At 65.6% G+C, this 12,374-nt stretch carries 10 protein-coding genes; 6 read left to right on the plus strand and 4 right to left on the minus strand.

Features of this window, described 5'->3' with window-relative positions:
• Window positions 1-2,235: 2,235 nt before the first annotated feature.
• The 6 genes from ASF63_RS07640 (at window position 2,236) to ASF63_RS07665 (ending at window position 7,102) form a co-directional block, all read left to right on the plus strand.
• On the plus strand, window positions 2,236-2,679 hold the full coding sequence (locus ASF63_RS07640) for an AAA family ATPase (protein ID WP_056511594.1): 444 nt from the start codon (window positions 2,236-2,238) through the stop codon (window positions 2,677-2,679).
• Between the two features lie 134 nt (window positions 2,680-2,813).
• On the plus strand, window positions 2,814-3,740 hold the full coding sequence (locus ASF63_RS07645; RefSeq protein ID WP_056511597.1) for a ParA family protein: 927 nt from the start codon (window positions 2,814-2,816) through the stop codon (window positions 3,738-3,740).
• Window positions 3,740-4,705 carry a ParB/RepB/Spo0J family partition protein gene (locus ASF63_RS07650; protein ID WP_082477932.1) on the plus strand — a complete coding sequence of 322 codons (966 nt, stop codon included), beginning with the start codon at window positions 3,740-3,742 and terminating at the stop codon, window positions 4,703-4,705. The genes ASF63_RS07645 and ASF63_RS07650 overlap by 1 nt, the downstream gene beginning before the upstream one ends.
• 62 nt (window positions 4,706-4,767) lie before the next feature.
• Entirely contained in the window at window positions 4,768-6,216 is a 1,449-nt protein-coding gene (locus ASF63_RS07655; protein ID WP_056511609.1) for a sugar porter family MFS transporter, read from the plus strand.
• A 9-nt stretch (window positions 6,217-6,225) separates the two neighbouring features.
• Entirely contained in the window at window positions 6,226-6,561 is a 336-nt protein-coding gene (locus ASF63_RS07660; RefSeq protein ID WP_056511612.1) for a hypothetical protein, read from the plus strand.
• A 13-nt stretch (window positions 6,562-6,574) separates the two neighbouring features.
• Window positions 6,575-7,102, plus strand: coding sequence for a GrpB family protein (locus ASF63_RS07665; protein ID WP_056511614.1), 528 nt, complete (start codon window positions 6,575-6,577; stop codon window positions 7,100-7,102).
• Window positions 7,103-7,175: 73 nt separating this feature from the next.
• On the opposite strand, the gene trxA is transcribed toward ASF63_RS07665, so the two are convergent.
• The 4 genes from trxA to ASF63_RS07685 all read right to left on the minus strand — a co-directional run bounded on the left by trxA (window position 7,176) and on the right by ASF63_RS07685 (window position 12,351).
• Complete coding sequence (gene trxA, locus ASF63_RS07670; protein ID WP_042541543.1) at window positions 7,176-7,499, minus strand: thioredoxin; 324 nt, start codon at window positions 7,497-7,499, stop codon at window positions 7,176-7,178.
• A gap of 67 nt (window positions 7,500-7,566) precedes the next feature.
• On the minus strand, window positions 7,567-8,541 hold the full coding sequence (trxB, locus tag ASF63_RS07675) for a thioredoxin-disulfide reductase (protein WP_056512862.1): 975 nt from the start codon (window positions 8,539-8,541) through the stop codon (window positions 7,567-7,569).
• An 89-nt stretch (window positions 8,542-8,630) separates the two neighbouring features.
• Entirely contained in the window at window positions 8,631-10,250 is a 1,620-nt protein-coding gene (gene murJ / locus ASF63_RS07680; protein ID WP_056511616.1) for a murein biosynthesis integral membrane protein MurJ, read from the minus strand.
• A complete protein-coding gene (locus tag ASF63_RS07685) occupies window positions 10,243-12,351 on the minus strand; it encodes a DUF6049 family protein (RefSeq protein WP_056511619.1) in 2,109 nt (702 codons plus the stop codon). Before ASF63_RS07685 ends, murJ begins: the two co-directional genes overlap by 8 nt.
• Window positions 12,352-12,374: the final 23 nt, after the last annotated feature.

A 12,374-nucleotide genomic window follows, 5' to 3' on the forward strand; every position in this document is an offset into this window, starting at 1 on the left:
GGGTTCAGTGATTCTCCCCGTGTGGTGTTTCGCGCGTGATACCGAACATGTTTCACGTGAAACAAGAAGCGCAAACGTATGGGGACCCCAGGGCTAGGAGCGGGGTCGCGATACCAGGGCGACGGTTGTCGATATCGCGATTCGCCACAGCTCCACGCGGCATCCTCGTTCGCCGCTCTTCGCTCTGTCTGGACACCTCGCGCTCGAGAAGGGGATTGGTCGCCGGGGGCAAGTCCCCCACCTTCGCTTCCCGCGTTGAGGCGATGTACGAGCGAGCTATGTTTCACGTGAAACGGTGGGTCTTTGCGGGCATAGTGGACCGTTGCTAGATGATCACCGCTGCGCGACGCCAAGCTAGGCGCACGAAGGGCCTCTATTACTAGTCAGTGGAGAGCTCCCAGGCGTTCCGTGAGCTAGGTCATTCGTGAGCTATGTCATTCGTGAGCTATCTCATTGGAGAATCGTGGCGGTGTTTCACGTGAAACATGGCGCCCGTCGCCCGGCGGCACGAAGGTGGACGTCGTGGAGTGAGGGTATAGCGCAGGAATCCTCTGATCGTGGATGTTTCACGTGAAACCGTCCGACTGCTGACGACCTGAGCCTGCGGTGGCTCTACATGTGCATTGGCGCTCAGGGCGGAGCCGTCTTGACGCGTTGGCACCTTGATCCCCGCTCTTTGGGGAACGAGAGCCGATGCGCTGCTGTCCTCTGTGGGCGGTGGCGGTGCTCGGGCGCTGGGGATGGGGTGTCGCTGGACTGTGGGTTTGGGTTTGGGTTTGGGTTTGGGTTTGGGGTTGGGGTTGGGGTTGGGGTTGGGGTTTGGGTTTGGGCTTGGGGTGTGGTTCTGGGTTGCGGGTTCTGGGTTGCGGGTTGCGGGTTGCGGGTTCCGGGTTCCGGGTTCCGGGTTGCGGGTTCTGGGTTCTGGGTTCCGGGTTCCGGGTTCCGGGTTGCGGGTTGCGGGTTCTGGGTTCTGGGTTCCGGGTTCTGGGTTGTGGGCGGGGGGTGAGGATTGGAGGGGAGCCTGTTCCTTGAAGTCGGTAGGCGTGTAGACGCGTTGGCGTGCGGCCACTCTCTTGTCGCTTTAGGGCTGCGGTCTGGGCTTCGGGATGAGGTTGGGTTCTCGGATGGATCTGGGTCGCCCAGGGCTGGGTAGCCTGGGTCTGGACCGGGTTATGAGTCGGCCAGGTTATGGGCCTGAGACTTGTAGTTGGCGGCTATTGGAGCGAAAGCTGCGCGTTGCGTTCGATCGAGAGTCCCCCGTTCAGACACCCTTCGACGACCGAGACGTAAGACCGTGCTTCTCAGCCCGGGTGTTCCTTTCGCGATGCACGAGTCCTTCCCCGGTGGACGTGGGGGTCGTCCTTGACCGGTCGCGATACGACGGTGGGTGACCCCGGGGCGATACGAATCGATGTTTCACGTGAAACGCAGGGCGTCAGTGGCGCAATGCGCGTGCGCTCCGAGATCCTGAGCTGCCGGGGTTAGACCCAGCACCTGGCTGCTGAGCCGTTGGGGGAGTGAAGTCGTCGATCCACGGCCAAGCCGACTACGTGGCCTTCGTGGCGGACCGCTTCACGTAGCGAGCTGCCGGCTCATCGCTGTCGACAGACAGCGAGGGTCTGAGCGCGCCCGCGCCCGCCAGATCCCATTGATTCACCATGATCGGTTCGCCTACCGAGCGGCGAAGATCCGATCCCGCGGGGTAAATGAAGCCGGGGGAGGAGGAGGGGTCGCGCACTTCCATGCTCACTGACGGACGTATGCGGGTCCGGGCCAGTGAGGGGCATCACTGGGCCGCACCGTCGCGTGGGAGTGCTCACCACGCCCCGGCCATTCATGCGGACATCCGGAGCAGAGTCTGCTGAACAAGACTTTCGAGCGAGCGAGGGGGATGAGTCCGATTTAGAACCGCGGATACAGGGCCTCATATACGTACGTCAGCGGTCCAAGTCCCAAACGAGACTCGGTGTTTCACGTGAAACGTCGCACCACTCGAGCGGGCAACCGGAATCAGTTCGGTCTAAACCCGCGGCTACAGGGGCGCCATGCACGTACGTCGGTGATCCAAGTCCCAAACGAGACTCGGCGTTTCACGTGAAACGCGCACACCATGACGGAGGATGCAGCGTTGGGAACAGGTGGGGGGATCCGCCCCCGCAGCCAAGGCGCCGGATGTCCTCGGCATTGACATGCTGTCGGTCGATGTTTCACGTGAAACACGGATACCGTGGACGAATGGCCCGGGTTCTCATCACCGGAATGTCAGGCGTAGGGAAGTCGAGTGTTGTCGCGCTACTGGGCGACCGGGGAGTTCCGGCAATCGACACTGACTACGGCAGCTGGAAGACCCAGGACGGCCTGTGGGACGTGAACCGGATGACGGCACTAATAGAAGGACACCCTGATCTCGCCGTGGCGGGGACCGTTGAGAACCAGGGCTACTTCTACGATCGCTTCGATCACGTGGTGCTGCTCTCGGCACCCGAGGCGATCATCCTGGAGCGCGTACAGCGGCGTGCGACGAATCCTTATGGTTCCAGGGAGGCGGAGCGAACAGAGATCCGAGAGAACCTTCGGTCGGTCGAGCCACTTCTGCGCCGAGGCGCGACGCTCGAACTCGATGCGACGCGGCCGCTTGTCGGCCTGGTGGGGGAGATCATGTCGCTCGTGCGTCCATGAATGTTTCATGTGAAACGCGATGATCAAGACTGCATGAGCACGGGCATTCTCAAAGAGAAGCCTCCGGAGCACGGCCGACAGTAAGCAACGTCCGCCACAGCGATTAGAGTGGAACACGGCCCCGAAAGGAGTGGATGTTTCACGTGAAACAGCCCGAAAAGGCATCACCGAAGGACTCCTTCGGGATGGATACGCCGCTCGCGCGGGAACTCGCGGACCTCTCAGCTCGCCGCAGAGTCCTCGAAGCAGTGAACATCGACTTCAGTGGGGATACCCGCATCCTGACGGTCTCGAACCAGAAGGGTGGGGTCGGCAAGACGACCAGCGCGGTCAACGTCGCATCCGCCCTCGCCGGCCTCGGCGCGAAGGTCCTCGTGATCGACCTCGACCCCCAGGGAAACGCCTCCACGGCTCTCGGAGTTCCGCACAATGCGGACACCCCGAGCGTCTATGACGTCCTGATCGAAGAGGTGCCGCTCGCCGAGATCGTGCAGCAGAGCCCCGAGGACGAGAATCTCTTCTGCGCACCCAGCACGATCCACCTCGCCGGCGCCGAGATCGAACTCGTGGCTCAGGTCGCACGAGAGCACCGCCTGCGCCGCGCTCTGGAGGAGTACCTGGTCGACAACCCGATGGACTTCGTGATCATCGACTGCCCGCCGTCTCTCGGTCTTCTCACGATCAACGCGTTCACCGCGGCGAACGAGGTCTTCATCCCGATCCAGTGCGAGTACTACGCACTCGAGGGACTTAGTCAGCTCCTCGGCAGCATCCAGATGATCCAGAAGCACCTGAATCCCGGGCTTCACCTGTCGACGATCCTCTTGACGATGTTCGACGGGCGTACGCGACTCGCTCAGCAGGTCGCTGACGAGGTTCGCACCCACTTCCCCGATCAGGTGCTCGACACCGTCATCCCGCGCTCCGTGCGGGTGTCGGAAGCACCGAGTTTCGGTCAGACCGTGATCGCCTACGATGGGCAATCCGCCGGCGCCGTCGCCTATCGCGAGGCCGCCGTCGAGATCGCGTCGCGCACCGCGGCGCAGAGCAAGGAGAAATGATGGCGAAGCGCACTGGACTGGGCCGGGGCATCGGTGCCCTCATCCCCACCGCTGATCAGTCCGAGCGTCCCGTGGATGTGTTCTTCCCCGGCGCGAACCTGCGCCCGGCGACGGAGCAGACGAGCGACCAGCCCGCCGCAGAGGATCTCGAGGTTGTCCCAGGCATCCACCTCATCCAGATCGACCCGCAGAAGATCGTCCCGAACCCCCGGCAGCCGCGCACGCATTTCAATCCCGAAGACCTCGCTGAGCTCGTGCACAGCGTGCGGGAGTTCGGTGTGCTGCAGCCTGTCGTCGTCCGCAAGAACAGCGAGGGCGAGTACGAACTCATCATGGGGGAGCGGCGCACCCGTGCTGCCCGCGAGGCGGGTCTGGCAGCCATTCCCGCCGTCGTCCGTGAGACCGCCGACGAAGACCTTCTGCGCGACGCGCTCCTCGAGAACCTGCACCGCTCGGAGCTGAACCCACTCGAGGAGGCATCCGCCTACCAGCAGCTTCTCGAGGACTTCGGAATCACTCAGGAGGAGCTGGCCACGCGCATCGGCCGTTCCCGTCCGCAGATCAGCAACACGATCCGTCTGCTGAAGCTGCCGGTTCCCGTGCAGCAGCGTGTGGCGGCAGGAGTGCTGACGGCCGGTCACGCTCGCGCGATCCTCAGCCTCGAGACCCCCGAGGCGATGCAGCGCCTCGCCGACAAGGTCGTGAACGAGGACCTCTCGGTGCGTGCCACCGAGGTCGCGGCCAAGACCGAGCCGGCAGCTCCCGGACGCACGGCGAAGCCCACTCCCGGAGCCCGTCGTGCCTACCTCGACGAGGTGGCCGGCAACCTCGGCGATCGCCTGAACACGCGCGTCAAGGTCTCGCTCGGTGCGCGCAAAGGCCAGGTCATCATTGATTTCGCTTCGATCCAGGATCTGAACCGCATCCTCGAGGAGATCGGGCAATCCGGCTACGGATCGGCGTGATTCCCCCTCTGAGCGACTGAGCGGTCGTAGACTCGCCAGGTCGCGACGATGAGAGGGATGCCATGTCCAAGCCACTGAATCCAGAGGGTGTCCGTCGCCGAGTCATAGCGGTCAGCATCGCCGCCGCGCTCGGTGGCTTCCTGTTCGGCTTCGATACGGCGGTGATCAACGGAGCGGTCGACGCTCTGGCGGGCACCGTCTCAGGTTTCGATCTCGGCGTCGGCCTCAAGGGCTTCGCGGTCTCGTCGGCCCTGATCGGCTGTGCGGTGGGGGCGTGGTTCGCCGGCCCGATCGCGAACAAACGCGGGCGCATCCCGGTGATGGTCGTCGCGGCGGCGATGTTCTTCATCTCTGCCATCGGCTCCGGACTCGCATTCAGCGTCGTCGACCTCATCATCTGGCGAGTGATCGGCGGACTCGGCGTCGGTGCAGCGTCCGTCATCGCCCCCGCGTACATCGCGGAGGTCTCTCCTGCGGCGATCAGAGGACGCCTCGGCTCTCTGCAGCAGCTTGCCATCGTCACCGGTATCTTCGCGGCCCTGCTGTCGGACGCCCTGCTCGCGAACCTCGCGGGTGCGGCCGATCAGCCGCTGTGGGGCCTCACCGCCTGGCGCTGGATGTTCATGGTCGCCGCCATTCCCGCTCTCGTCTACGGGCTCGTGTCTCTGAGGCTCCCCGAGTCTCCGAGGTACCTGGTGCGAAAAGGTGACATGAAACGCGCCGCAGAGGTGCTGGAGACCGTCACGGGCGCCGTCGACGTCGATGCGAAGATCAAGGAGATCACGAGCACGATCGACACGGAGCGCAAGGAGTCGCTGCGCGACCTCCGCGGCAGCCGCCTGGGCCTGAAGCCGATCGTCTGGGTCGGCATCCTGCTGTCGGTGTTCCAGCAGTTCGTCGGCATCAACGTGATCTTCTACTACTCGACGACGCTGTGGCAGTCCGTCGGCTTCGATGAGTCGAGCGCGCTGCTGACCTCGGTCATCACTTCTGTCACGAACATCGTGGTCACGATCGTGGCGATCCTGCTCGTCGACAAGATCGGCCGCCGCATCATGCTGCTCGTCGGTTCTGTGGGCATGACCGTCACGCTGGGGCTGATGGCGCTGGCGTTCTCGTTCGGCACGTTGGATGCCGAGGGCACGGCGACGCTCCCTGATCCCTGGGCCACGGTGGCTCTGATCTGCGCGAACGGCTTCGTGGTGTTCTTCGGAGCCACGTGGGGCCCGCTCGTCTGGGTGCTTCTGGGCGAGATCTTCCCGAACTCGATCCGTGCAGGAGCCCTCGCGGTCGCTGCAGCAGCGCAGTGGGCGGCGAACTTCTTCATCTCGACGACCTTCCCGATCTTCGCCGACATCGGACTCACGTTCGCCTACGGCTTCTACGCTTTCTTCGCTCTGCTGTCGTTCTTCTTCGTGTACTTCAAGGTTCCCGAGACCAAGGGCAAAGAGCTCGAGGAGATGACGGACGAGCTGAAGGTGGAGCGCCGGGGCACCCGCAAGGCCACGTAGGCTGGAAGCATGACCGAGTCCGTTCCCCGTCGCGCCAGCCTGGAAGTGCTGCGAGCAGAGGCGTCGGACGAACTCGCTGTGCTCATTCAGGAGCGTCTTCTCAGCGGAGAGGATCCCTGGGAGTTCATGGAGGAGCTGCCGAGCGTCGACGAACTCGTGGTGTATCTGCTGCGCGCCGACAACATCACCGCGAACGACGGCCTGCGGCCCAACGCGGCTCGTCACTACCGAGTGCTGCGCCAGATCGCTCTGGAGTATCCCGAGCTCACACCGGCCGTGTGGGGGCTGCTCGACGAGAAGCAGCGCCACCGTCGCTGGGACCCCACGGTCGCCGACGCATCCTGAGGATTCCGCCGCGATGCCGAGGATGCTCCTCACCTACGATCCCGTCTGGGCGGATCAGTTCGCGAGCATCGCCTCGGAGATCAGCACTCTGGCGGACGCCGACTGGCTGATCGAGCACATCGGCTCGACCGCCATCCCGGGGATGCGCGCGAAGCCCATCATCGACCTGGCCATCCGGATCCGGGATCTCCCGGACTTCGACGCGCACCTGCCGGCGCTCGAGGCCGGAGGATGGCGGCGGGGGAGTGCCGTGCGCACACATCCGGTCATGATCCGCGAGTCCGACGGCATCCGCAGCGCGATCGCGCACTTCTTCGTCGCGGGGGAGTGGGATGCCGCGAACCAGCGCCTCCTCAGGGATTGGCTGCTCGCGCACCCGGACGATGCGGATCGGTACTCGCACGCGAAGTGCGATGCTGTGGCGGCAGCGGCGCGCGGGCGATCGACGTACAACGCCGCGAAGACGCCGGCGATCCAGGAGATCGTCGATCGCGCACGTGCGGCCCGCGGGCTGCCCTCGGTGCCCGTGTACGACAAGTAGTCTCGGCGATCGGTTCGGGCGGGGACAGAAAAGGGCCGCCACCTCCGAAGAGGTGACGGCCCTGAAGTCCTGATCAGCCGATGAAGGCTGCGAGGTCCTGCTCGAGGGCCGGCTTCGGCTTGGCGCCGATGATGGTCGTCTTGACCTCACCGCCCTGGAACACCTTCATCGCGGGGATGGAGGTGATCTGGTACTTCATCGCCAGCTGCGGGTTCTCGTCCACGTTCAGCTTGAGGATGGTGATCTTGTCGGGGTTGTCCGCCTGGATCTGGTCCAGAACGGGGGCGACCATACGACACGGTCCGCACCACTCGGCCCAGAAGTCCACGAGGACGGGACCTTCGGCCTGCAGAACGTCCTGCTCCCAGGTCGCCTGGCTCGTAGCCTTTGCACTCATCAGAGTTCTCCTTGATTCGAAGTTCGCCTGCTACAACAGCGGGCGAGGTGAAACTGTTCCCGACCGCTCAGGCGGTGATGATCTCGGCGGCTTCCGCAGCCGGGAACTCGACGGAAGCGTCATCGAAATCCGCGAGGAAGTGCTCGGCATCGAGGGCGGCGACCGTGCCGGAGCCCGCGGCGGTGATCGCCTGACGGTAGGTCGGGTCGATGACGTCACCCGCGGCGAACACGCCGGGAACCGAGGTCTTCGACGAGCGGCCGTCGACCCAGATCGTTCCCTCGGCCGTGAGGTCGAGCTTGTCGTGCACGAGGTGGGTGCGCGGGTCGTTGCCGATCGCGATGAACAGTCCGTCGAGGGCGAGATCGCTGAGCGTGCCGTCGACTGTGTTGCGCAGCTGGACGCCCGAGACGGAGTCGCCACCGAGGATCTCGGCGACCTCGCTGTTCCACACGAACTCGATCTTCTCGTTCGCGAACGCCCGCTCCTGCATGATCTTCGAGGCGCGCAGGGAGTCCTTGCGGTGGATGACGTAGACCTTCTCCGCGAAGCGGGTGAGGAACGTGGCCTCTTCCATCGCCGAGTCGCCGCCGCCGACGACCGCGATCGTCTTCTCGCGGAAGAAGAAGCCGTCGCACGTGGCGCACCACGAGACTCCGTAGCCCGAGAGGCGCTCTTCGCCCTCGATTCCGAGCTTGCGGTATGCCGATCCCGTCGCGTAGATGAGCGACTGGGCCTCGTGCACGGTTCCGCTGCCGAGCGTGACCTTCTTGACGGGGCCGGCCAGGTCGAGCTCGGTGACGTCGTCGTAGACGACCTCGGTGCCGAACTTCTCTGCCTGCTCCTGGAACTTCGCCATGAGCTCAGGGCCCTGGATCCCCTCGGGGAAGCCCGGGTAGTTCTCGACCTCGGTGGTGTTCATCAGCTCTCCGCCGACCTCGACGGTGCTCGCGATGAGCAGCGGCTTGAGGTTCGCGCGCGCCGCGTAGATGGCGGCGGTGAATCCGGCGGGACCGGAACCGATGATGATGACCTGACGCATGTGCTCTCCGTCGTAGATGCTGAGACGTCGAAAGACGTTCGACTGCTTCAACCAATGGTAACCGCGCGACATTCCCGCGCGCGGGGCGGTCAGCGACCTGGCAGGAACCGGCGCAGCATGGAGCCCGCGACCTTCAGCTCGGGCGCCCGCAGAAGGGCCAGGATGCCGATGTAGACGACCACCACGGCCATGCCGATGATGCATGTGCCGAGAGCTCCCTGGAGCTTGTCGGCGGTGGTCCATCCGGTGGGGCCGCCGAGCAGGAGGAAGACGCCCCAACCTGCGAAACCGGCGGGGATGGCGGCGATCGCGAAGCGCACGATGGCGGTCATCCACGTGCGGATCTGCAGTCCGCCGATCTTGCGGTGCAGAAGCCAGACGGCCACGACGGTCTGGATGGTGCTGGCGAGCGACTGACCGAGGGCGATGGTGGCCGCGAGGGACGTCACCTCGATGACGCCGGCCGCGAGCAGCCACTGGGCACCTAGGGCGCTGACGACCACCAGCGCGCACTGGAAGACCGTGAACCAGAAGGGCGTTCGGGTGTCGCCGTATGCGTAGAAGGTCCGCTGCACGATGAAGAGGATCGTGAGTGGCACCAGGCACACCAGGAAGCAGACCAGCACGAGCGCGGCCTCGGAGGCGTCGGACGCCTGGTTGGTGAAGACGCGGGAAGCGGGCACGGATGCCGCGGCGACGGCTGCGACGGCGACGGCGATGAAGAAGAGCAGCGTTCGGATGCTCTTCGCGATGTCTCCGCGCACTTCCGTATCGCGTCCGGCTGCGGCGTGCTCGCTGATCTGCGTGAAATACGGCGTTCCGATCGACAGCACGATGATCGAGTACGGGAGCATGAAGATGAGCCATGCGTACTGGAAGGTGGCGACCGAGGCGCCTTCGCCGGATGCCTCGGTGAGGATCTGTGTCTGGACGAGGCCGGCGACGAGACTGGCGAGCGCCATGAGGAAGGTCCAGCCGGCGAGCCGACCCACATTGCCCAGGCCCACCCCGCGCCACCGGAAGTCGGGCTTGAGGGCGAGCCCTGTGCGCCTCCAGAAGATCAGCAGGATCGCGGCCTGGATCAGGATGCCGATCGTCGCTGTCCCGCCGAGAGCGGCGATCATCTCGGGAGTCCAGTCGGCGACTCGGGTGAGCGGTCCGCCGAACAGCGCTCCCACGATGAGGAATCCGACGATCGAGACGATGTTGTTGACGACCGGCGCCCAGGTGAACGGACCGAAGATCCGACGGGCGTTGAGTGCTTCACCGAGTAGCGCATACAGCCCGTAGAACAGGATCTGTGGCATGCACCAGTACGCGAATGCCGTCGCGAGGGCGAGGAACTCGGGAGATCCCTCCTTGCCGGCGTAGAGCCACACGAGCCACGGTGACGCGACAGTGGCGATGCCGGTGATGACGACGAGCACGACGGTGCCGAGAGTGAAGAGCTTGGAGATGAAGGCGTTGCCGCCATCGGCATCGGCCGTCGCCTTGACGATCTGCGGGATGATGACCGCGGTCAGCACGCCCACCGAGATCAGTGAGAACACGTTGTTCGGAAGCTGATTCGCGATCGCGAACGCATCGGCCGCACCGGCTCCGACAGAGCCGATCACACCCACCAGAACGATCGTTCGCAGCAGACCTGTGACGCGCGAGATGAGGGTTCCTGCGCCGATCAGCGCGCTCGCGCGGCCGAGACTACTCATTCGACTCCTCGACGGCGTCCTCGCTCGTCGCCGCCTCACGGCGACGACGACGGACGGTGCGGATGATGCCGAGACCGAGGAGCAGCACGATGAGACCGCCGAACACGGCGAGACCGATCGTCTCCCACTCGGCGCGTACCGAGACGCGCACCGTCTCGGGCGTGCTGATCGGCACCCCGGTGGGGCTCGAGAGCTCCAGCTTCAGCGCGACCTCGCCGCTTCCGACCCTCGCCGAGACGGGAACCTTGACTCTGCTCGTGGTTCCCGGCTGGATCGTCGCGGCGGTCACCGGCTCGACCTCGAGACGAGGGTCACTCGGCTTGACGGACAGATTGACGTTCACCGGCCAGGGCAGATCGTTGCGCACCGAGAAGGGCAGATCGGCGTTGGCCGAGAGCAGCTGGATGGTGCTGGCAGGCGGGATGTCGACGGCTTCGAGGGTGTCGGTCGTCGCGGTGTTCACCTCAGCGACGGCGTCGTCGAAAGCGTCTTCCGTGAGGCCGACCGCCGTCGCGCGCATGATCTGGATGCGCTTGGGGCTCAGCAGCAGCTGGCGGTCATCGAGGATCGAGGCGAACTCTCCGAGAACGACCTCGCTGTCGAGCATCCGCTGCAGGGCCGTGGCGCGGGTCACGTCGGGTTCGGTGGTGAGCGCGGCGGGGACTGCGGGGGTGGACAGGACCTCCGCGAGCCCGAAGCCGAGCGTGTCGAACGAGGTGATCGTGTCGTTCAGCGCATCTGCGGTGCGGGTCTCGTCACGATCCAGTCCGACGAGAAGCGGTGCGGCCGGGTTCGTCTGCGCGGACAGCGCGAGGTGCGCGCTCGCCTCGGCGAGCGATCGCTGACGTGCGGACTCGTCGTCCTCTCCTGCCGCCTCTGAGAGCGCGGCGGATGCGGCCGCATCCGTGACGAGCGCTGTGCGCTCGCCGACCGTCGCGTGGGCGTCGTCGGCTCCACCGACCGCCGTCGACGACAGGACGGTGATGGCTGCGCCGCCCATGTACGCGGAGAAGGCGTCGAGGTCAGCGGTCGAGGCGTCGCTGCGCGGCCAGAGGATGCCGGGAGAGGCGCCCTCGATGGTGGTGAGATCCGCATCGTCGGGCAGCGCAGGACCCTCGGTGGCCGCCGGTGTGGGCGCGGTGGTCGCGGTCGGAGTCGCTGCGGGCGTCTCATCCGGAAGGGTGAGGAAGTTGCTCGAGGTGAGGAAAGGCGCGAGCGTCGTCGGCTGCAGGAGCTCGGGGAGGCCGGCCTGGGCCTGCGTCGTGGCATCCGCGTCGCCGAACTGCAGTGCGAAACGATCGTTCGGGAGTGCGTCGAGCTGACGCAGCCATTCGCGTGCGCTCTGCGGTGCTGCGGACCCGAGAGCCCTGATCGCCGCAGGGATCGACGGGTCGATCGCGAGGATCGCCGATGTGCCGCGGACCCCCTCGAGCACCGCGGTGAGCGCGCCGTCGGCGGCGGTGAGGGCGGTGAGCTCCTCGGTCGTCAGAAGCGCGCCGTCGACCGGAGTCGCGGTGATCGGCACCATCAGGGCGATGGGCGGATTCTCCGCCGCAGTGACGACGAGCACGGTCGTCGACGTCACGGACTCGGCATCGTCCTCAGCATCCGTCTGCGCCCCGCTGAGAGTGGCACGCAGCGGGTACACGCCGGGTGCGAGGTCACCGAGGGCCTCTGGCGGGATGAAGAGGCTCGTCGTCACGGATGCTTCGGCGTCGACCGGAGCGGTGAGGTCTGCGCCCAGCTGCTCGAATCCACCCGGCGCCTCTGAGTCGTCCAGCCAGGTCGTGACGGCGGTCTCGTCAGCCAGGGGAGTGCGGTTGATCTCGACGGACACGCGTCCGGCGGAGAGTGCCGACTTCGCGTCGTTCTGCACGGTCAGCGAGGCCGTCGTCGCGCTTCCGGGCGACACGGTTCCCCGCACTCCCGCTGACAGGAGCAACTCGATCGCAGGGGCGTCCTCGGTCTCGGAGTCGCTGGCCGCGAACGCATTTCCCGCACTCACGCCGCACATGCCGAGAACCATCGCCGAGATGACGGATCCGCGCGCCAGGCGCTGCAGGCGCGTGCGGAGGCCGTTCTCGGGGGTGGTCGCGGTCATGGGAGTCTTCCTCGGACGCCGGT

This window comes from Microbacterium sp. Leaf320 (assembly GCF_001423485.1).
Lineage (GTDB): Bacteria > Actinomycetota > Actinomycetes > Actinomycetales > Microbacteriaceae > Microbacterium.